The sequence below is a fragment of the Nocardioides gansuensis genome, from assembly GCF_003076135.1.
Classification (GTDB): Bacteria; Actinomycetota; Actinomycetes; order Propionibacteriales; family Nocardioidaceae; genus Nocardioides; species Nocardioides gansuensis.
The window spans coordinates 173846-193502 of record NZ_QDGZ01000008.1; the positions used below are offsets into that span (position 1 = coordinate 173846).

Below are 19657 nucleotides of genomic sequence, written 5' to 3' on the forward strand. Positions count from 1 at the left end.
CAGAATGTCCTTGCGCCGTGCAATCCCGGTGCTCCTCTTAGCCCTGGTCGGCGGAGCGCTCCTGCCCGCAGCTTCAGGCTCGGCAGAGCCGGATGACGCCGCGGGCGCCGACCCCGTCCAGACCATCCCTCTCGACCTCGACTCCGGAGGACGCGTCTACGAGGGCATGGGCGCCATCAGCGGCGGCGGCGGCACCTCCCGCCTGCTCGTTGACTACCCCGCCGCGGAGCGCAACGAGATCCTGGACTACCTCTTCAAGCCCCAGTACGGCGCCTCGCTCGACATCCTCAAGGTCGAGATCGGCGGCGACACCCACTCCAGCAACGGCGCCGAACCCAGCCACATGCGCACTCCCGACGAGGTCGACTGCAACCGGGGTTACGAGTGGTGGCTGATGAAGGAGGCCAAGAAGCGCCACCCCGACATCACCCTCTACGGCCTGGCCTGGGGTGCGCCCGGCTGGTTCGAGGGTGGCTACTGGTCGAAGGACTCCATCGACTACTTCATCGAATGGCTCGACTGCGCCGAGAAGCACCACCTCGAGATCGACTACATGGGCGGTCGTAACGAGCGGGAGCCGAGCCTGGAGTGGTTCATCGACTTCCGACGTGCCCTGGACGAGAACGGCTACGAGGACGTCCAGCTGGTGGCTGCCGACGAGGCCGGCACGCAGCGCAACGTCAACTACCTCAAGGAGAGTCCGGAGTACGCCGAGGTGGTCGACGTCATCGGTGTCCACTACCCCTGCAGCGTCGACCGGTGCACTCCGAATGCCGACGCCGTTGCCACCGGCAAGCGCATCTGGGCGAGCGAGTCCGGTTGGAACCACTACCTCACCGGCGCCAAGCGGTTGGGTTCGGAGATCAACCACCAGTACGTGGACTCCCGGATGACCGCCTTCATCAACTGGCCGCTGACGTTCTCGTGGTACCCGACCGTCCAGTACCAGAACTCCGGGCTGATGAAGGCGAACGAGCCGTGGTCCGGCCACTACGACGTCGGCACCTCGTTGTGGACCGTCGCGCAGACGGCGCAGTTCGCCGACCCCGGATGGTCCTACGTCGACTCCGGTTCCGTCTACCTGACTGCCGGCAACGGGCCCAAGGGCTACGGCGGCACGGCGGTGACCCTCGTGGAGCCCGAGACCGGGGCCGACGACGAGGGCCGCGACTGGAGTGTCGTGGCAGAGACAACGGCGGCCACCGAGCCGCAGACCGTCCGCTTCGAGGTGGGGGAGGGCCTCGCGGGCACTCCTCTCAGCGTTCGCAGCACCGTGCTGGAGGGTGGCTCCGACGCCGACTGGTTCGCCGAGCAGGCCGGCCCCGCGCTCGTCGACGGGGCGTTCGAGGTGACGCTGCAGCCCAACCGCGTCTACACCTTCAGCACCCTCACCGACGCCACGAAGGGCCGCGCGACGTCCCCCGCGTCGCAGCCGTTGGAGTACGACGGCGACAAGTTCGAGGGGTACCCGTTCGGCAAGTCCCCGACGTACATGTCGGACATGGAAGGCGCGTTCGAGACCGCCCAGTGCCAGGACCGCGGCGGCAAATGCCTGCGCCAGGTCATCACGAAGACGCCCATCGCCTGGATGCGCACGCCGTACCCGATCACGCTCTACGGCGACATCTCCTGGGACGACTACCGCATGGCCACCGACGTGCTCCTGGAGGACCAGGCCTCGGTCGCCGTCGCGGCCCGCATCACGAACGAGTACAACTCCACCTGGCGGCCCAGCCTGAACATCTGGAATGGCTACTGGTTCTGGATCGACGACAGCGGTCGCTGGCGCCTGGAGCGCCGACCGACGCAACAGCGACCCCCCGCCCAGAACCCGACGGTCGTCCTCGCGTCAGGGACGCTCGCGGACGGATTCGGCATCGACCGTTGGCATCGGCTCGCCCTCGACGTCCAGGGCAGCCAGATCACGGCCACGGTCGATGGCGAGACCGTGGCCTCGGTGACCGACACTTCGATCGTGAACGGTCAGGTCGGGATGGCGGTAGACAGCTACGCCAACGTCCAGTTCGACAACTTCACGGTCGAGCCGCACTGACCGCCCGGCCGACTCGGCCGTCACCGGGGCGAGGCGCCCGTCCGGATTGCCCCGGGCGGGCGCCTCGTGCTTCACGGCCGGTCAGCAACCGACTCAACATCACCCGGGACCGCATCGCAGGGGTATCGGTCGAATACAACCGAGGGATTCACAGGTGATCGACGAACCAACTGACCGTGCGGGGTGATCCGAACCTTGCACGCAGGCCCGATGACCGTGGGGATCGGGCATCCGAACGCCTTACGTTGCGACGTCCTCGTGGTCGCGGCGGTCCCGGACGGGATAGAAGAATCGAGGTGAGCGGCTCGCCATCGGCTGAAAGCGTCAAAGTGTCCACCAGCTCACCACGTGTCGCCGCGACGTGCTCGAGGCCCAAGGGCCGCCGCCGACAGGTCTATTGCCATGCTGGTTCGAGGGGCGCCCCCATGTGCACGTGCCCTATCTGTGCCAAAGTCCCGGATGCGCAGGCGTCCATGCCGCCTCTGACCTGCATGAGTGCACAGCACAGGTTTCGGCCCCTCAAGGCGGTAGCGCCGGTTCGAATCCGGTCGGGGGTACAAGGCGAAGAAGGTGCTCAGGAGGGCTTGCCGATCAAGGGTGAGTAGCGGTAGCCCAGCTCGTCGTGCGGCTGATGCCGGAGTGAGGGGCCGGCGAAGGTGTCGCGTCGGACGAACCGGACCAGCGTGAGCAGTCCGGCGAGGATCAGGATGGCGCCGAGTGCGGCGACCAGGGTCTCGGTCATGGTGGGAGTCCTCTCGGGGTTGGGCCGCTGCCACGAGCCGGGCAGGAAGGCAGCCGCATTAATCACAACGCTGCACGTAGCGTTTTAATTCCTGCGGGGCGCCGGGCGTCAGGAGGAAGGGCGGCTCCCGCGTCAGCTGGTGAGCGCGGTCATCCGTCCGTCCCCGTCTAGCCGGGTCAACAGTGCATCGCCGACTTCGTGGAACTGCCCGAGCTGCTCGGGGGTGGGGCGATCCAGCACGTGACTGGGCACGGTGGCTACGTGCCCGGGCGCCGCGGCAACCACCACGTCCCAACCGTCATCGGTGGGTCGGACGTTCGTGGGGAGTGTGGGGAGGCATTCGACCGGCACTGTCCGCTGTCAGGACAACCTCCCCGGGTAGTGGCCGCCACAGCCTTGGCCGTCCTGGGCCACGCAGCCGGTCAGTCGGCGGTGGAGGCGTAGGTGTGGCTGGCTGCGACGATGCCGGCGACGGTCTCGAGCTCCCGGGCGTCGCGCGGGCCGAAGACCATGACGAAGCCGGGGGTCAGTCGCGTGCCGGCCCATGGGTGCGGGGCGCCCCAGGCCTTAGCGACGAGGTCGGCAGCCTGGGCTGGCGGCAGCGCGAGATGGAGCGAGCCGTCGTAGGAGGGGTGCAGGTGCGCGAACTCCGACGCCTCAGGCACGAGGAAGGCCTGTGTGGGGCCGGCGGGGTCCTCGAGGGTGAGTCCACGGGCGCCGGGGACCGAGATGTGCGACGGGCCGACCCGGGTGCCGGGCAGTGCGCTGATCCGGGCCAACAGCTCTTCCTGCAGCGCGGCGGGCGCGTTCTGGGATTGCTGCTGTTGAGGGATCGTCCAGGTGACGTCGGGTCGCGTCCCGGCACGCTCGTGCAGGCGGCCGCCGGGCAGGGTCGGCCACGTCGCGTCGGCTGGCGCCTCGACGGGGGCGGGGCCGGATGCGGAGAGGTGGTGGATTCGGGTGGCGATCCACTGGCTCAGCCGGTGGGCCGTCGCGGCGGTGATCTGGTGGCCGCCGGGGTCGCGGTGGGCGATGGTCGGTGCGCCCGACTCGTCGAGCAGGTAGCGCCAGGTGCGGTCGAGCAGCTCCCGCGGAATCACGTGGTCGGCGTCGCCCTGGGCAACCAGGACAGGCAGGTGGGCAAGTCGGCCGGTCTCGACCGGGACGCCGGCGTCAAAGGGGAGGGTGCCGTAGAGGATCGCGGCACCGGCGTAGCGACTCGGGTCGGCCAGGACGAGGCCGCCGGCGAAGGCGGCGCCGCCGCTGAACCCGACAAGCAGCACCGGACGCCCCGTGGGGGCGACTTCGTCCAGCCAGGTGCGGAACCAGGCCATCGTCGCGGCGAGGGACTCAGTGAGGGGGCGGCCGACGCCGCGGTTGGCGAACCAGGCGAAGCCGCCGCCCTCTGCGATGGGCGCCCGGACGGCGGCGTACGCCGGGGCGGCCGGCAGGTGGGGTGCGAGGGAGATGATCTCCTGCTCGTGCGAGCCGCGTCCGTGCAGCAGGACGACGAGCGGCGCGGTCGGGTCGGTGCTGCCGTAGGTCGCGACGACTGGTGGGGCGAAGGTGGTGCTCATGGGGCGGCGTCCTGGTTGAGGTCGGCGGCGGTCCGGACGCCGGACCACCGGGTCACGTCGGCAGCCAGGTCGAGTCGGCTCACCGGCGCGGCGTTCTCGAACTCGCCCCAGCTCGCGCGGGGCAGCATCCACATCACCTCGAACTCGTTGCCGTCCGGGTCGGCGCCGTAGATGCTCTTCGTGGCGCCGTGGCTGGACTCCCCGGTGAAGGCGCCGAGCTCGGCCAGCGTGATCCGTGCCTGCTCGAGCTCGTCGATGGTGTCGACCTGCCAGGCCAGGTGGTAGAGCCCGAGCGAGCCCCGCGGTCGGGGCGGCTGGGGGCCGACACCGAACAGGCCGAGGTCGTGGTGGTTGCCCGAGCGGGGGAGCCGCAGGAATGCGGCGTTGGCGCGCGGCTCCCGCGCCATGACCGTCATGCCGAAGGCCTTCTGGTAGAGCGCGATGCTGCGCTCCAGGTCCGCCACGAACAGGACGGCGTGGTTGAGGCGGACGGCGTTGATGGTCATGGGGGTTTGCTCTCCTGGGTGTTGGTGGTCAGGCGATGACGCCGAAGCCGCCGGTCCAGGCGACCTTCTCGGCGGCGGCGAGGGTGATCTGGAGGAAGCCGAGCGCCTCGAGCTCGCTGGCCCGCCTGAGGTCGCCCGCGTCGATGGCCTTCAGGCCGCCGGAGGTCACCACGTCGGCGAGGGTGGCCTTGGCATCGGCGTCGTCGCCGGCGATGAGCACGGTGGTGGGGAGGTCACCGACCTGGCCGGAGGCGAGCGTCGCGGCGAAGGTCGTGTTGAACCCCTTCAGGACGCGGGAGTCCGGGAGTGCCGCGGCGATCTCCGCGGTTGCCGAGCTGTCGGCCGGCACGGTGAGGGAGTCGAAGGTCTCGAAGTTCACCGGGTTGGTGATGTCGACGACGATCTTGCCGGCCAGGCTCGCGCCGCGCTCGGCGAGGACGGTCCCGACGGCGGGGTAGGGCACGGCGAGGACGACGATGTCGCCGGTGGCCGCGGTCGCGGCGTCGGCCGCGCCGAGGAGCTGGACGGTGTGCCCGCCGCGCCCTGCCACGGCGGCGATCGCCTGTCCCATGTTGCCGGTGCCGATGATGCTGAGGTGTGCCATGTCGAGCTCCTTGTAATGTTTGGTTGTTGCTTCAACTAAAGACTAGCCCAGAATAGTTGTAGCGTCAACTATTGGCGTAGGATGAGGCCATGGATGCCTCCTGGCTCGACGCAGATGAGATGGCCGCCTGGCTGCGGCTGGTCGCGATCACGGAGCTCCTGCCCGGCGTGCTGGACTCGCAGCTGCGACGCGACGCCGGGTTGAGCCACTACGAGTACTTCGTGCTCGCGATGCTCTCGGAGGCACCGGAGCGGACCCTGCGGATGACCTCGCTCGCCCAGCGGACCAACGCGACGCTCGCCAGGCTCTCCCACGTCGTACGACGGCTGGAGGAGCGTGGGCTGGTGGAGCGCTATCCGTGTCCGGAGGATGCGCGCGCCACTAACGCCCGACTCACTGCAGAGGGGTGGTCGCTCGTCGAGAGCGCGGCGCCGGCACATGTCGCCAACGTCCGGGAGCACGTGCTGGACCCGCTCACCAGCCAGCAGGTGCATCAGCTGGTCGAGATCGGCGACGCCCTGCTCGAGCGCCTGGACCCCGGCGGGCGGATGACAGCCCTCTACCGCCGCGAAGCCAGGTAGGCGCCGCCGCGGCCGGTCAGCTGGTCGGCCGGCCGAGCCCCGCACCCATGTCGCCGAGGATGTCGAGCAAAGTGAGCTGGTTGACGAACTGGCGCACCGCTGGCGTCGGTGGGTGTGCTCGCGCTCGCCGGCGGCCACGGGATCGACGCGGGGTCGGTCCTGGGACGTGGTGACCCGTCGACCGCCGCTCAACGGTCGAGGGTCACCGCCGAGAAGCTCAATCCCGGTCCTGGCGCCGGGCTGCTGCCAGTCCCGCCAGGTAGCCGAAGACCAGTCCGAGCGAGATCGTGCCTCCGGCGCCTCCGTAGAACCCCTTCGTGGGGGCGCCACCTGCGTTGCCGGCGGCGTACAGGCCGGGAATGACGTTGCCCTCGGTGTCCAGTGCGCGTCCGAGGGCGTCGGTTCTCGGGCCACCCACGGTGCCGAGCGCGCTGGCTTCGACCTTGAGTGCGTAGTACGGCGCGGTGGTGATCGGCGCCAGCACGCTCGACCTCGGGCTCCTCAGCATGGGTCGGATGATCTTGGCCAGGGGACCGACCACGATGGAACGCACGCGGTCGGGGTCATTTCTCTTCGCAACCCGCCCCGCGAGCTTGCTCACGAGTGGACCGATGGCGGCGGCGATACGCATCCGGGCCTTGGCGGTGGCGGCCGGGAAGCGGGCGTCGGGTGAGTACTTGCCCAGCCGTGGATAGAAGGCGCCGAAGTAGCGGTCGAACATCGTGTCGCCGCGGTGGAACTGTGGGTCGCGTGCGCGTGCGGCCTCGGGGTTGAACCGGTCGACGGTGCGGAGCAGCCCGGCCTCGTCGACGCCGATCTCGGCTGCCAGCTCTGACAGCGTGTCCGCGCGGTGGAGATAGTCGGGCACCGGCCCGCCGGGTGGGGTGCCGAAGATCCCGAACTTCGTCCAGTAGTGGTGGTCGAAGACCAGCCACGCGGTGGCGTTCGGCATGGTGCCGGTCTCCGGGTCGACCTCGCGCATGATCTTGCCGAACTGGTCGTAGGCGAGCGCTTCGTTCGCGAAGCGCTCACCCTGGCTGTTCACCATGATGCTGTGCGGCAGTGCTCGCTCGCCCAGGAAGACGCGACTGAGCGGGCGGCCCTCCAGCTCTTCGCCGGGCAACTGGACCCCGGGCATCCACCAGGCGTCCTCCATGCCGGTCAGGTCAGCGCCGACCTCGTCGGCCAGTTGCACGGCGATGCCGTCATGGCCTTCGGGAGAGACCTGTGCGCCGAAGGGCGCGCCGAGGTAGGTCGTGGTGACCTCGGCCGAGCTCTCGAACCCGCCGCTGGCGAGCAGGACACCCTTCGTGGCGCGCACTGTGTGCTCGACGCCATCAGCCTGTACGACGATGCCGCGCACTCCCGACTCGTCGATGAGGAGTCGGGTTGCGGGGGTCTCGACACGTACGTCGACGCCGTTGCGCAGGCCAGCTTCGAGCAGGGCTCCGACCAGGGCCGGGCCGGCGAGCCAGACGTCGTCGATGCCGATTCCACCCAGCAACCAGAAGGGGAGTGGGTTCTTGGCCATGCCCGTCGTCAGGGCGGGCCGGACGAACTTCGCGGCATCTCCGAGTCCCTTGGGGGAGTACGGACCCGGGAACAGGGCCCGACCGACGGACGCGCCGTCGATGTCGGAGCGGTAGTCCGGCCAGATCGTCGGGATCCACCCGAAGGAGGTGTGCTCTTCGATGAACCTGGCGACGTGAGGTCCGGTGTCGAGGAACTTCTCCACCAGGTCGTGGTCGAGGATCTGGTCGCGTCCTTCGCCGTAGATGTAGCGCCGAGCCTGGTCCAGGTCGTCCTTCACGCCTAGGTCCTTGGTCGAGAAGCCGTGGTTGGGGATCCAGGCGGCACCCGCTGAGATCCCGGTGGCGCCGCCGACGATCTCGCGGGATTCCACGACGAGGACTCGTGCGCCCTCCTTGGCGGCGGTGAGTGCCGCCATCAGGCCTGCCCCGCCGGATCCGACGATGGCCACGTCCACCTCGTCCGGGATGCCCTCGTGGGAGACGTTCCCGATTGAGCCACGGCGCTGAGTCGAACCGATGGCCATGATGTCCGCGTTGCGTTCTTGGTTAGCGGTGGGCATTGCTGTTTCCTCCTGAAGTGCTGGTGGCGAGTTCCGTGTTCTGCGCGGTGGACGGGGAGTCGTTCTCGGCATCGGCTCCTAGCCGCGATCCGGCGGCCCGGTGCCCGATGTGGATGATGTCGGCCGCAAGAAGGGTGCCGACGACCAGAATCGTGAGGATGGCCAGGGCCATCGCGACGAACCCGACGACGTGCTCGGTGGGTGTCATGGGTTGACCTTTCTGTCCGGTGTTAATAACGTAACGCTACGTGTAGCGGAAGGTATTCCCAGCGAGAGGTGCTCCCATGCGAACTGGTCAATCCCTCGGCGACTCCACCGGTCGCGGTCCCGGACGGCCGCGTCGGGCGGAGACCGACCGGAGGATCCACGAGGCGGCCCTTCGCCTGCTCCGCACCGGGGGTCCAGCTGCCGTCACGGTTGAAGCGGTGGCGGCCGAGTCCGGGGTGGCCAAGACGACGATCTACCGTCGGTACGCCGATCGTGAGGCCGTGCTCCGCGCGGCGCTCGAGGTCGCGATCAGCGCGCCCGAGGAACCGTTGGGGAACACGCCACGGGAGAAGATCCGGTGGGCGCTGGACCAGACCTGGCACCAGATGGCCGAGGTGCTCGGCCGCGGTGGTGTGTCCGCGATCGTGGGGAACACCCAGCCGGGGTTCACCAAGCTGTTCCGCAGCGTGCTGACTCCCTACACCGGAGCCCTGGTTGACCTGATTCGCGCCGACATGGCCGCAGGCGAGCTACGACGCGACCTGGACCCGGACACGGTGGTCAGCCTGCTGATCGGCGCCTACCTGGGAGAACTGGTTCGTCGCGGCCGGGTCGACAAGGGATTCAGCGAGAGGTGTGTGGACCTCATGTGGGTGGCCATGAGCGGCGGGGGTGTCAGCGATCGCTGACGCGATCCCGTCCCGCTCAGGTGCGTTCCAATCCCGCAGGGACTCGAGAACCTCCCGTTGGAGAGGCTGCTGCCGCCTCGACTTCCCACGGCCCGAGGTCTGCCGGACGGGTCGCCAGTCGCTCAGATGTTGCTGTCGATCGCCTGCATGCCCTCGGGGAAATCGGCGGCCGACCCTGACTGATCGATGCCGGTCGTGTCGCACCTCAGGCCCAACGTGTAGGCCGCCATGGAGATCGAGCCAGCCGCGTGGCCCTCGACAAGTTGGTCAAGGGGTTCGCCGTCGGCAAGGCCGGCGATGTACAGCAAGGGGAGGTAGTGGTCGGGGGTCGGCACGGCTCTCGCAAAGTCCGGATGGCCGTCGAGCGTTGCTACCTCGTGGGGCGAGCTCTCCAGGGTCTCTCGCGCGACGTCATCGAACCGGAGGGCCCAGTCGTAGCCACTGTCGGGTTGCCGGTAGTCGACCGCACGAAGGTTGTGCACGACGTTTCCGCTGCCGACGATCAGGATGCCCTCGTCTCGTAGGGGTGCAAGCTTGCGTCCCAGCTCCAGATGGTGTTCGAAGTCCTTGAACGCGTTGAGCGAGAGCTGGACAACCGGAATTTGCGCGTCGGGGAAAGCGTGCAGCAGCACCGACCAGGTGCCGTGGTCGATGCCCCAACTGTCGATGTCCTGTCCCACCCAGGTGGGCTTGCAGACGTCTGCCACTTGCTCGGCGAGCTCCGGCGAGCCGGGCGCGGAGTACTGGATGTCGAACAGCTCCTGCGGGAAGCCGTAGAAGTCGTGGATCGTGCGCGGCCGCGGCATCGCTGTGACGGCGGTCGCATTCGTATACCAGTGCGCCGAGACCACCAAGATGGCGCGGGGCCGCGGAACCGACTCTCCGAAGGTCCGCCACGCCTCCGTGTAGCGGTTGCGGGTCAGGGCGTTCATCGGGTTGCCATGACCAAGGAACGCAGCTGGCATCCTGTTTTCGGTCACGGCCACCTCCCGATCGGGTCGAAACCCTCCACGAGCGACGATACGTCAAGCAAAGGTCGAGTCCGGGACAACGTGAGGGCGCGAGCGTAGTCGCGGCCGGCGAGGTGTCGACGGCCCCGAGCCGCGCCCGCCCAAGATCGGGTCGACTCAGGTAAACGGTCACTCGAGCTATTGAGCCCATCCGAACTTGGTCGTGCAATCGAGGCTGGTCCCTGGCAGGCCGTCCGTAGCATCGCGAATCGCGAGCGCTGCCTGGACAACGGCTGCGTGCGTGAGCGCCTGAGGGTAGTTGCCGAGATGGTGGTGGGTGCTGGGGTCCATTTCTTCTGCGAACAACCCGAGCGGGCTGGCCAGGGCCAGGATCTCCTCGAACAGGCCCGTCGCTTCGACCAATCGGCCGGTTCGCGCGAGGGCTTGCACGAGCCAGAAGGAACAGGGCAGGAACGCACCTTCATTGCCGGGAAGCCCGTCGGTCCCCGGTGGGTAGCGGTAGAGCAGGGGCCTGCCGGCGTCCAGGTTGCGGACGATGGCGTCGATTGTGTGGCGGACGCGTGGGGAGTCGGATGGTTCGAAGTCCAGCTGCGGCAGGACCAGGAGTGCGGCATCGGTGTCGGGGGAGCCGTAGCTGCGTGTGTACATGCGTCTCTCAGTACTGAAGCCACACCTGGTGATCTCCTCGTGGAGGGCGGCCCGCTCGGCGTCCCATCGCCGCGTGCGGGAGGCGCGGGTGTGGTGATGTGGAGCGATGCGCAACGCCCGGTCCAACGCGAGCCAGGCCATCAGTTTTGAGTGGACGTGGTGGGCGGCGTCGGCGCGCACCTCCCAGATTCCGGCATCGGGCTCGCGCCAGCTCTCCGCGACCCTGTCGGCGAATCCGGACATGGTGCGCCAGGTCTCGGAGTACAGATGGTGTCCGGCTCGAGTGAGAAGCCAGGCGGCGTCGAGGACCCAGCCGTATCCGTCGAGCTGATGCTGTCCGGAGGCCGCGTTGCCCCGGCGTACGGGGGCGCTCCCGGCGTAGCCCGGCCAGTCCTTCAGCTCCCGCTCGGGGGGCGGGTGCTTGCCATGGAGCGTGAAGAGCACGGGCAGCCGTGGACGATCGAGGCGTGTGGCGCTGAGCAGCCACGCCATGAATGCCCGCGCCTCATCTTGTTTGCCGACTCCCAGGAAGGCGCCGATGCCGATGCTGGCGTCGCGCGGCCAGGCGTATCGGTAGTCCCAGTTGCGTACGCCGCAGGGCTCCTCGGGGAGTGAGGTTGTCGGGGCGGCCACGGGGGCCCCGGATGGTGAATAGGTCAGCAACCGGAGGGTGAGCAGGCTACGAACAACTGCCCCGCGATGGGGCAAGCCCGGTGCGATGTCGCGACACCAGGCCTGCCAGCGCAGCTCATCGCGGTTGAGGGCGCGCCGGGCCGCGTCCGGGTCGACGTACACCAGTGGTTCCCGGTCGGCGACCGACATGGCGCTGAGGAAGGGGCGGTCCGGAGTGGTGGTGATGCGCATGGGAACCCCGGGTTCGATGGAGGTGACCGGGGTGGTCTGCAGGGCGATGGCAAGGGTGGGCCAGCTGCACACCAGCACATCGCCTCGGTGCTGGATCCGGGGTCGCCGGTGTCGGTCCCCGAGGCGGGGATCGAACATCACGGTGGCGTCCACGGGGCCGTCCGGAGCGCTCAGTCGTCGCACCAGCATCGTGGCCGGCATCAACTGACCGCGGACCTCGGTCACCATGCCTTCGGTGAGTGTGAGCCTGCCTGCGTCGGTCTTCCATGTCGTTTCCAAGGTGGCGGTGTCACGGCGGTAGTGGCGGCTCACGACATCGGCAGGGACGGCGGGGCCGAGACGAAAGCTGCCCGCAGCGCGGCCGCCGACGAGTCGACCGAAGACAGGCGGGCCGTCGAAGCGTGGGATACACATCCAGTCCACGGAACCGTCGGAGGAGACCAGTGCTGCGGTCCGGGTGTCGCCGAGCAGTCCGTAGTCCTCGATCGGGGCTGGGGAGGGCATCGTTCGCCGCCTCAGTGCGCCTCGAGGAGCAGGCCCAGGGCGATCCCGAAGGCGATATGGGCGGCGATCGTCACCAAGGGCGTCTGGGCGCCGTAGTTGAGTCCGAAGGGTCCGGGTGGCTCGAGCACCGCGGTGGAACGGAGTCCGCTCCGGGTCGAGGCCATCCGCGGGTGCACGCCGGCGAGCATCGGGATGATCACCGTCACGGCCACGAGACCATGGAGCAACCCGAGCGTCCCGCCGAGCCACCACGTTGCCTGGCCCAGGAGCACGAAACAGCCGGCATAACCCAGGGCGAAGCCTTGGCCCACAGCCAGGTGGACGAAGAAGCCCGCGGCCCGTGCTCGGTCGGGATCCGGAGTGAGCAGCGTGCCCAGGATCAGAGGCAGGTCGAGCCGGCTGAGACCGCCAAGCTGAGCGCCGATCATCAGGGCTGTCAAGGCGGTCGTGGCGAGAAACCCGAACACGGCCCACCCTGCCCAGTCCATCTCATGCGCCCGAGAGTGCGTGAGCCTTGGCGTCAAGGGCGTGGAGCACCTCGGCGAAGGACGCCTCGAACGTCGCGATGCCCTGTCTTTCCAGGGTGTGGCTCACGTCCTCCATGTCGATGCCGACTGTTCCCAGTGCCTTCATGACGCTCGCTGCCGCTGCGGTGCCGGTGTCGATGGTGCGCGCAATCGTGCCGTGGTCTTCGAACGCCTCGATGGTGCTTTCGGGCATGGTGTTGACGGTGTCGGGTCCTATGAGGCTGTCGACGTAGAGCGTGTCGGGGTACTCAGCGTTCTTGGTCGAGGTGGACGCCCATAGTGGTCGTTGCACACGAGCGCCTCGCTCGGCCAGCCGGGTCCATCGCGGGCCGGAGTGGGCGTCGCGGAACATCTGGTAGGCAAGTCTTGCCTGGGCCACCGCGGCCTGACCGCGTAGCTCGAGCGCCGAGTCCGTCCCGAGCGACTCAAGGCGTGAGTCGACCTCGCTGTCGACTCGGCTCACGAAGAAGGACGCCACACTGTGCACCGAGGCGAGATCGCCGCCGCGTTCGGCGAAGGCCTCCAGGCCCGAGAGATAGGCCTCCAGGACCTGGCGGTAGCGGGGGAGAGAGAAGATCAAGGTCACATTGGTGCTGTGGCCTTCCCCGATCAAGGTCTCAATGGCGGGCACGCCCTGGGAGGTGGCTGGGACCTTGACGAGCAGATTCGGCTGGCCTATGCCCTCGTGCAGGGCCCGCGCCGCCGTCACGCTCGCTTCGGTGTCGTGGGCGCACCTGGGCGACACCTCGATCGAGACGAACCCGTCGCCGCCGTCCCTCTCGAAAATCGGCCGAAAGATGCCTAGTGCGTCGACGACGTCGGCGACGATGAGATGCCAGTACGCAGCTTCGACGCTGTGACCAGAGGACACCAGAGTCTCGAACTGCGCGTCGTAGGCATCAGAGGCCATGATGGCCTTGGCCACGATGGTGGGATTCGCCGTCACCCCGCGCACCCCGGCCGCAGCCAGATGAGACAAGCTGCCGTCACGCAGCCCGGGGCGGGTCAGGTTGTCGAGCCAGGGGCTCTGGCCATGTTCGTCGAAGAGCTGCTCGAGCCGAGTCACAGCGTGTCCTGTCCTGAGGTTGCTGGCAGGCCCACCGGCAGCCTGTTCAGGGCTTGGGTGGCAGGTCCATTGAGTACGGCGCCGTCGACGTCGAAGCGCGATCCGTGGCAGCGGCAGTCCCAGCTGTGCTCGGCGTTGTTCCAGTGCAGTGGGCATCCCAGGTGGCTGCAGGTGAGCTCGACTGCGTGCAGCACGCCGTCCGCGTCGCGGTTGCCCCCAACGGTCTCCCGCTCGAGCTCGACGATGCCGCCCTGGTCCAACTCGAGATCCTCGATGGGAACGGGCTCGGGACGGTTGAGGCGGCCACCGAAGAGTTCGGTTCCGACCTTCAGGTTGTCCTTGATCAACCGGCCCACAGCCCTGGCATCGCCGATCCTCGAGGCGTCGAAGACGGACAGCCAGTCGTTCTCCCGAGCCGCCAGCAGATCCGCGAGCAGCATCGCGGCCGCGGTCCCGTTGCTGAGTCCCCACTTCTGGAAACCGGTGGCGACCAGCACCATAGGGCTCAGTGGGGAGCGGCCGACGTAGGGAATCTGGTCGGGAGTCGAGTAGTCCTGTGCCGACCAGCGATAGTCGAGTGACTTCACGGCGAAGGTCGAGCGCGCCCAGTCCTCCAGGTCGAGGTACTTCGACTCGGTGTCCTCGCCGTCCCCCACCTCGTGGCCGTTGCCGACGACGATCAGCCCGTCTTCTTGCCAGGGCCGCGTCGAGCGGGTGGGAGTATCAACCGAGATCGACATGCTTCGCGGGGCTTCGCCACTTAGCCGCAGCGCGAGTCCGTAGGAACGGTTGGGGCGGGTCTTGGCGAAGTACCCTCCGACCAGGCCGGGCGGAATCAAGGATGCGACCACGACCTGATCGGCATGGACATTGCCATGGGGCGTAGCGAGGTGGACGCTGCGGTCGCGTTGCTCCTCGATGCCGGTCACGCGGGTGGTCTCGTAGATGGGCCCGCCCCCGGCGATCAGGGCTTGAGCGAGTCCGCCGAGGTACTTGCTGGGATGAAAGTGGAACTGGTTGTCGAACCGCACCGCGGCTTCCACTTCGAACGGGAGGTCGACCTCGAACGTGAGACTCGCTGGCAGTCCAAGGAGCTTCGCCGCTTCCACCTCGCCCTCGATCCGCGCGCGCTCCCTGGGATCGGTGGTGTAGGCGAGTGCCACGGCGCGGGTCAGTTCGCAGTCGATGCCGAGCTCATCGGCCAGGCTGGCCACCTTCTCCACGCCTGCCTGGTTCGCCTCGGCGTAGCGTCGGGCGTTGGCCTCGCCGTGGCGCCGGACAAGGTCGGCGTAGATCACCGAGTGTTGCGAGGTGACCTTCCCGGTCGTGTGCCCGGTGGTTCCTCCGCCGATGCGCGCGCCCTCCAGGACTGCGACCCGTGCGCCGTCTCGTTGTGCCAGCAAGGCGGTCGTGAGTCCGACGAGCCCGCCCCCCACGACGGCCACGTCCACGTGCAGATCTGTGAGTAGCGGGTTGTACCGGGGTAGGTCCGCAGTTGCCAGCCAGACGCTTCGCCGCTCCATTGCCTTCAGCCTCTCTCTTCGGTTGCCAGGCGGCTCGCCTGACTCTCTGCCGAGCCTTCGCCGATGCAAGCGGTCGCGACGAATTCGAGCCACGCCGGGTCGCTGGAGCCGAGCCTGTCGACCTCTTCGCCCCCGTCGCAGCGCAGCAGTGCCACGCTCGCCCAGGCGGCATTGCTCTCCCAGACTCGCCATGTCCCGCCGGCCTCCTGCCAGCGGCGCAGCGCTTCGACGAGTTCGGCCGCCGAGTTCTCCTCGCCGCTCACTCAGCGCTCCTCGCCGCGCCCGCAGTGTCGCAAGCAGACGCATCGGAGGACCCGGACGTTGCCGACCATCCGGCCGGCTCGATGCCTCGGGCACACAGAGCCTGGAGCATCCCGACCTGGACCGCTCCCAGGCTGCCCCCACCGGAGACCACGAACGCGCGGGTCATGGCGGCTATGCCGGGGTCATCAGTGGGTGGGCCGGGTCCTGAAGGTGGTGCGGGTCCACCGGGGAACGACTGCGGATCAGGCTCTGGATGTCGTCCATGGAGTCCCAGGTGTTCACATGCATGCCGGCGAGCACCCGACCGTCGGCAACCCAGAAGGCCAGGAACGCGTTGGTGGCCGGGTCTCCTCGTAGAATCACCTCGGCAGACGTGTCATGCGGCACGTGGCCGGCGTACTCCAGGCCGACGTCGTACTGGTCGGAGAAGAAGTAGGGCACCGCGTCCTGGCTCACCTGCTCGCCCAGCATCGACCGGCCGGCGGCGAACCCGCCGTCGTGGGCGTTGGCCCAGTGCTCCACGCGCATCCGCTGCGCCAGGATCGGGTTGAACCAGTTGGCGACGTCGCCAGCGGCGAAGATGTCGGGTGCAGAGGTGCGCAACGCCGCATCGCACAGGACGCCGTTGTCGACATCGAGTCCTGCTTGCTCGGCCAGTGCGGTGTTCGGTGTGGCGCCGACGCCGACGACGACGGTGTCCGCAGGGATCCACTCGCCTGCGGTGGTGAGGACCCCGGTGACGGCGCGGTCTCTGGTGATGGCGCGTACGCCGCCTCCGAACCGGAAGCTGACGCCGTGTGCCTCATGGAGGTCGGTGAAGTAGCGGCCGACCTGTTCGCCGACGACTGCCTGGAGCGGTGTGTGTTGGGGTTCGATCACGGTGACCTCGCAGCCGTGACCACCAGCGGCCGCGCTGACCTCCAGGCCGATCCAGCCGGCGCCGACGATGACCACGGAACCACCCGCCTTCAGGCGGGCGCGCAGTGTTGTGGCCTGGTCGAGGGTGCGCAGGTACAGGACATTGGCCAGCTCGGCACCGGGCACCTCGAGGCGCCGTGCCGACGATCCCGTCGCGAGAAGCAACCGGTCCCAGGTGATCTGCGTGTCGTCGGCGAGGGTCACCGTGTGCCCCGACGCGTCGAGGTGCGTCGCCCTAGTGCCGAGGCGCACGTCGACGTGCCGTTCGGCGTACCAGTCCGGGGGATGGAGGAAGGCGGCTTCCTCAGGCTCGCCCCCGCCCAAGATTGCCTTCGACAGGGGTGGTCGGTCATAGGGGAGGTGCGGTTCGTCACTGACCAGGACCACCGGGCCGGTGTGTCCGCCGTCGCGGATCGCCTCGATCGCGCGGGCGGCCGCGAGTCCGCCCCCGACGATCACCAACGTCTCGTCGCCCATGTCATCGTCCCCTTGCCAGGCTGAAGAACTCTTGTCGGGAACGGGGGTCCTCGCGCAGCGCACCGTGCACCGCCGAGGTCAAGGTGCGAGCGCCGTTGGCTTGGACGCCGCGCAGTGACATGCACATGTGTTCGGCCTCGATGATGACGCCGACGCCCTTGGGTTCGAGGTGGTGCTGCAGCCAGTCAGCGACCTGCTGGGTCAGGCGCTCTTGGACTTGCAGGTCGCGTGCGAACAGCTCGACCACCCGGGCCAACTTGGACAACCCGAGGATGCGCTCGGCCGGCAGGTATGCGACGTGGGCGACTCCGTGGAAGGGCAGGAGGTGGTGCTCACACAGCGAGTGCAGGGGGATGTCGCGGGCGAGGACGAGCTCGTCGTACCTCTCGTCGTTGGGGAATGTGGTGAGGTCGAACTCGCGGGGGGTCAGCATCTCGGTGAACGCCGTGGCCACGCGTCGCGGGGTGTCGGCCAGGTGAGGGTTGTCCGGGTCCTTGCCGAGTGCCCGCAGGAGGTCGGTGACGGCGCGTCCGGCGGCATGCTGGTCGACGTGGGTGCGGTTGTGGACGACGCGCAGCTTCGCGACCTTCGGGGTGCTCATGTGTGTGCCCTGGCGAGACGGGCCAGCGCCACGGCGCCCACCAGGAGGCCGAAGTCGCGCAGGGCGATGTCGTAGTAGCCCGACAGGGTGAGCAGGTTGAGGATGATGCCGCCGAGCCAGGCGGCGACCAGCCAGCCTCCGAAGCGGGGAATCAGCGCGACCACGATGCCGGCGAGGATCTCGACGACCCCGACCGCGTACATGGCCTCGGTGGCGGTACCGGGGACGATGTCGTTGATCCAGGGGGCCAAGTAGATGTCCCACTCGACGAGCAGGTTGGTGAACTTGTCCAGGCCGAACACGATCGGGGCGATCGAGAACACGGTGCGCAGCATGAAGAAGGCCTGATAGCTCGGGTCGGAGACCTTAGGGACGCGGGACCTGGTGGATGACCCGAAGTCGGCGGGGGCAGTAGCCATGGCAGAAACCTTCCCTTCTAAAATTATGATTCCTTCATATTAGAACGCGCGATCACTAGTGTCAATCAGTCTTTGCTTTAGATTGGGTGCATGAACGACCGAACGGCTGACCCGATCACCAGCCTCGCTGCGCTGGACGAGCCAACGCGCCGTCGGCTCTATGACTACGTCGTCCAGGCCCGGGAACCCGTCGGTCGTGACGAGGCATCGGCTGCAGTGGGCATCCCCCGGCCGACCGCGGCGTTCCACCTAGATCGGCTGGCCGAGGAAGGCTTGCTCGACGTCGTGCACCAGCGACTCACGGGTCGTACCGGTCCCGGCGCGGGACGTCCGTCCAAGCTCTACCTCCGCTCCGGGCGCCAGTTCGATGTGTCGCTTCCTCAGCGGCGCTACGACCTCGCCGGCGAGCTGCTCGCGGCAGCCGTCGAAGAGGCCGAGGCGACCGGAGTGCCGGTGCGTGATGCCCTCGGCAGTAAGGCGCGCGAACTGGGCCGCCGGATTGGTGAGGCACGTAGCGGCGACGACCTGGTGGAAGTCCTGGAGGAGCACGGATTCGAGCCGCGAACAGACGCAGGGACGATCAGGTTGGGCAACTGCCCCTTCCACGAGCTGGCCCAGCGGCACACCCAGCTCGTCTGCGGCATGAACCAGCACCTCGTCGACGGGCTCATCGACGGCATCGCGAGCACGACATACACCGCCGAGCTGCAACCGAGTCCCGGCAACTGCTGCGTGGTGCTCGTGCCTCATCGAGCCCGGCCATGAGGGGTGGTCTGGCGGGTCGTCCTGCCGATTCAGCGGGGACCGTCGGCGAGCCCGAGCACGCCGACGGCCCCAGACAAGGCAGTGCGTCTCCTCCTGGCTACTTCTGGCCTTGTCGGTGAACTGAGCGACCAGCCCGCTGCTGAGGATGTCGACTAGCTCCAGCATGTGGGCCTCCGCTACTCCGCTGGCCTGGATGGAGTTGGCGTACCTGCCCTGGAGGTGCGCTGTGGCGTACGCGAGCGTCTGGTCGATGTGGCCCTTCATCATCTGTCGCATCTCGACCTTCGCCCATGCCGGGGCCGCCGTGGCCAGGAAGTCGGTGATGTCCCTGGCGTTGCGGCACCAGGCGGCTACGGACTTGTTCAGCGCGGCGGTGTCTCTGGCCTTCGCGGCGGTCTGTCCCTCCGACGTGTGCGTATGCGCCCGTGCGATCGGTGCCAGATCCGCGGCGCTGGCCGAGCTCCGTGGCTCCGCGTCAGGGGAACAGGCAGCCGGGCCAGTCCCCATCAGTGCCGCGCTCATCGCTCTGTGCCGGCTGCGAAGTGCCCCATACGTCCACGGTGGCGCAGGAACTCGTGGCAGTCACCGCCTCTGTCCGGCCGTCAACTGCGGGCCGTCCTTGCCGAACAACCGCCATCTCGTGATCCCAGGCGATTCAAGGGAAGGCGCCGTTCGGGACTCTCGCCGTCAGCAGTCGTTGCGGTCATTCGGAGAACATCCTGAAGCGCTGTCATCGATGTGGTGCGGTGTCGCTCGAGGAGCTCGAGGCTCCCACGCGCCTCAGCGCTACGACATCTCAGAGCCATGGCGGCCCGGGGTCGGCTGACACTGTTGACGGCGACGCGAGACGTCGAGGAGATTCAGGCGGCAGTAATCGCGGGGCTGCTGCGCCGCTGACCCAGGGCGATCTCACCGGCTTGTCTGGTTGCCGGGTCCCGGCAACCTACCTCGTCCGAGAGTCGCCGGTCTCGGCTCTCCCAATGCGTCCGGCCCGTCCGCACAGTTGCCCATAGGCGGTTAGCCCCCGGGGCGCGCATCCGGGACGACCCGACGGCGAAG

General features: G+C 68.3%; 19 protein-coding genes. 4 read left to right on the top strand and 15 right to left on the bottom strand.

Translation table 11 applies throughout. The features are described from left to right. The first annotated feature begins 4 nt into the window (after positions 1-4). The gene (locus DDE18_RS18430; protein WP_165821229.1) at positions 5-2053 is read left to right on the top strand and encodes a galactocerebrosidase; all 2049 of its coding nucleotides are present in this window, start codon (positions 5-7) and stop codon (positions 2051-2053) included. A gap of 574 nt (positions 2054-2627) precedes the next feature. Here DDE18_RS18430 and DDE18_RS23090 read toward each other — a convergent pair. The 4 genes from DDE18_RS23090 to DDE18_RS18450 all read right to left on the bottom strand — a co-directional run bounded on the left by DDE18_RS23090 (position 2628) and on the right by DDE18_RS18450 (position 5482). Next, entirely contained in the window at positions 2628-2795 is a 168-nt protein-coding gene (locus DDE18_RS23090; RefSeq protein WP_165821230.1) for a hypothetical protein, read from the bottom strand. 422 nt (positions 2796-3217) lie between these two features. After that, entirely contained in the window at positions 3218-4372 is a 1155-nt protein-coding gene (locus DDE18_RS18440) for a luciferase domain-containing protein (protein ID WP_116573742.1), read from the bottom strand. Beyond that, positions 4369-4878, bottom strand: coding sequence for a VOC family protein (locus DDE18_RS18445; protein ID WP_116573743.1), 510 nt, complete (start codon positions 4876-4878; stop codon positions 4369-4371). The genes DDE18_RS18440 and DDE18_RS18445 overlap by 4 nt, the downstream gene beginning before the upstream one ends. A 28-nt stretch (positions 4879-4906) precedes the next feature. Next, positions 4907-5482: an NADPH-dependent F420 reductase gene (locus DDE18_RS18450; RefSeq protein WP_116573744.1), complete on the bottom strand. Its 576-nt coding sequence runs from the start codon at positions 5480-5482 to the stop codon at positions 4907-4909. A gap of 89 nt (positions 5483-5571) precedes the next feature. Here DDE18_RS18450 and DDE18_RS18455 point away from each other — a divergent pair, with 89 nt between their 5' ends. Then, a complete protein-coding gene (locus DDE18_RS18455; protein WP_116573745.1) occupies positions 5572-6063 on the top strand; it encodes a MarR family winged helix-turn-helix transcriptional regulator in 492 nt (163 codons plus the stop codon). Positions 6064-6280: 217 nt separating this feature from the next. Here the strand turns inward: DDE18_RS18455 and DDE18_RS18460 are convergent, their stop codons facing one another. Further along, positions 6281-8155 (bottom strand): FAD-dependent oxidoreductase, encoded by a 1875-nt coding sequence (locus DDE18_RS18460; protein ID WP_211754626.1) that lies wholly within the window; start codon positions 8153-8155, stop codon positions 6281-6283. Next, positions 8142-8363: a hypothetical protein gene (locus DDE18_RS18465; RefSeq protein WP_116573746.1), complete on the bottom strand. Its 222-nt coding sequence runs from the start codon at positions 8361-8363 to the stop codon at positions 8142-8144. The genes DDE18_RS18460 and DDE18_RS18465 overlap by 14 nt, the downstream gene beginning before the upstream one ends. A 76-nt stretch (positions 8364-8439) precedes the next feature. Here DDE18_RS18465 and DDE18_RS18470 point away from each other — a divergent pair, with 76 nt between their 5' ends. Then, on the top strand, positions 8440-9051 hold the full coding sequence (locus tag DDE18_RS18470; protein ID WP_116573747.1) for a TetR/AcrR family transcriptional regulator: 612 nt from the start codon (positions 8440-8442) through the stop codon (positions 9049-9051). A gap of 122 nt (positions 9052-9173) precedes the next feature. Here the strand turns inward: DDE18_RS18470 and ygiD are convergent, their stop codons facing one another. The 9 genes from ygiD to DDE18_RS18515 all read right to left on the bottom strand — a co-directional run bounded on the left by ygiD (position 9174) and on the right by DDE18_RS18515 (position 17833). Further along, positions 9174-10031, bottom strand: coding sequence for a 4,5-DOPA-extradiol-dioxygenase (gene ygiD, locus DDE18_RS18475; protein WP_245916848.1), 858 nt, complete (start codon positions 10029-10031; stop codon positions 9174-9176). A gap of 168 nt (positions 10032-10199) precedes the next feature. Next, positions 10200-12038, bottom strand: a complete 1839-nt coding sequence (locus DDE18_RS18480) for a glycoside hydrolase family 15 protein (protein WP_116573748.1) — start codon at positions 12036-12038, stop codon at positions 10200-10202. Between the two features lie 11 nt (positions 12039-12049). Next, positions 12050-12505, bottom strand: a complete 456-nt coding sequence (locus tag DDE18_RS18485) for a hypothetical protein (RefSeq protein WP_245916850.1) — start codon at positions 12503-12505, stop codon at positions 12050-12052. Positions 12506-12527: 22 nt separating this feature from the next. Beyond that, complete coding sequence (gene tal, locus DDE18_RS18490) at positions 12528-13631, bottom strand: transaldolase (RefSeq protein WP_245916852.1); 1104 nt, start codon at positions 13629-13631, stop codon at positions 12528-12530. Next, positions 13628-15154: an FAD-dependent oxidoreductase gene (locus DDE18_RS18495; protein WP_245916854.1), complete on the bottom strand. Its 1527-nt coding sequence runs from the start codon at positions 15152-15154 to the stop codon at positions 13628-13630. The genes tal and DDE18_RS18495 overlap by 4 nt, the downstream gene beginning before the upstream one ends. A gap of 5 nt (positions 15155-15159) precedes the next feature. After that, positions 15160-15417, bottom strand: a complete 258-nt coding sequence (locus tag DDE18_RS18500) for a hypothetical protein (protein WP_211754632.1) — start codon at positions 15415-15417, stop codon at positions 15160-15162. A 172-nt stretch (positions 15418-15589) separates the two neighbouring features. Further along, positions 15590-16813 (bottom strand): NAD(P)/FAD-dependent oxidoreductase, encoded by a 1224-nt coding sequence (locus DDE18_RS18505; protein ID WP_116573751.1) that lies wholly within the window; start codon positions 16811-16813, stop codon positions 15590-15592. A 1-nt stretch (position 16814) separates the two neighbouring features. Then, positions 16815-17414, bottom strand: a complete 600-nt coding sequence (gene folE / locus DDE18_RS18510) for a GTP cyclohydrolase I FolE (RefSeq protein WP_116573752.1) — start codon at positions 17412-17414, stop codon at positions 16815-16817. Continuing rightward, the gene (locus DDE18_RS18515; RefSeq protein ID WP_116573753.1) at positions 17411-17833 is read right to left on the bottom strand and encodes a hypothetical protein; all 423 of its coding nucleotides are present in this window, start codon (positions 17831-17833) and stop codon (positions 17411-17413) included. The genes folE and DDE18_RS18515 overlap by 4 nt, the downstream gene beginning before the upstream one ends. Positions 17834-17923: 90 nt before the next feature. On the opposite strand from DDE18_RS18515, the gene DDE18_RS18520 reads away from it, so the two are divergent. Further along, a complete protein-coding gene (locus tag DDE18_RS18520; RefSeq protein WP_116573754.1) occupies positions 17924-18598 on the top strand; it encodes a helix-turn-helix transcriptional regulator in 675 nt (224 codons plus the stop codon). Positions 18599-19657: the final 1059 nt, after the last annotated feature.

What these genes read in the sequence shown, in the direction of transcription:
- DDE18_RS18430 (WP_165821229.1), top strand. Translation starts at nt 5, where the DNA reads ATGTCCTTGCGCCGTGCAATCCCGGTGCTCCTCTTAGCCCTGGTCGGC.
- DDE18_RS23090 (WP_165821230.1), bottom strand. Translation starts at nt 2,795, where the DNA reads ATGACCGAGACCCTGGTCGCCGCACTCGGCGCCATCCTGATCCTCGCC.
- DDE18_RS18440 (WP_116573742.1), bottom strand. Translation starts at nt 4,372, where the DNA reads ATGAGCACCACCTTCGCCCCACCAGTCGTCGCGACCTACGGCAGCACC.
- DDE18_RS18445 (WP_116573743.1), bottom strand. Translation starts at nt 4,878, where the DNA reads ATGACCATCAACGCCGTCCGCCTCAACCACGCCGTCCTGTTCGTGGCG.
- DDE18_RS18450 (WP_116573744.1), bottom strand. Translation starts at nt 5,482, where the DNA reads ATGGCACACCTCAGCATCATCGGCACCGGCAACATGGGACAGGCGATC.
- DDE18_RS18455 (WP_116573745.1), top strand. Translation starts at nt 5,572, where the DNA reads ATGGATGCCTCCTGGCTCGACGCAGATGAGATGGCCGCCTGGCTGCGG.
- DDE18_RS18460 (WP_211754626.1), bottom strand. Translation starts at nt 8,155, where the DNA reads ATGCCCACCGCTAACCAAGAACGCAACGCGGACATCATGGCCATCGGT.
- DDE18_RS18465 (WP_116573746.1), bottom strand. Translation starts at nt 8,363, where the DNA reads ATGACACCCACCGAGCACGTCGTCGGGTTCGTCGCGATGGCCCTGGCC.
- DDE18_RS18470 (WP_116573747.1), top strand. Translation starts at nt 8,440, where the DNA reads ATGCGAACTGGTCAATCCCTCGGCGACTCCACCGGTCGCGGTCCCGGA.
- DDE18_RS18480 (WP_116573748.1), bottom strand. Translation starts at nt 12,038, where the DNA reads ATGCCCTCCCCAGCCCCGATCGAGGACTACGGACTGCTCGGCGACACC.
- DDE18_RS18495 (WP_245916854.1), bottom strand. Translation starts at nt 15,154, where the DNA reads ATGGAGCGGCGAAGCGTCTGGCTGGCAACTGCGGACCTACCCCGGTAC.
- DDE18_RS18505 (WP_116573751.1), bottom strand. Translation starts at nt 16,813, where the DNA reads ATGGGCGACGAGACGTTGGTGATCGTCGGGGGCGGACTCGCGGCCGCC.
- folE (WP_116573752.1), bottom strand. Translation starts at nt 17,414, where the DNA reads ATGAGCACCCCGAAGGTCGCGAAGCTGCGCGTCGTCCACAACCGCACC.
- DDE18_RS18515 (WP_116573753.1), bottom strand. Translation starts at nt 17,833, where the DNA reads ATGGCTACTGCCCCCGCCGACTTCGGGTCATCCACCAGGTCCCGCGTC.
- DDE18_RS18520 (WP_116573754.1), top strand. Translation starts at nt 17,924, where the DNA reads ATGAACGACCGAACGGCTGACCCGATCACCAGCCTCGCTGCGCTGGAC.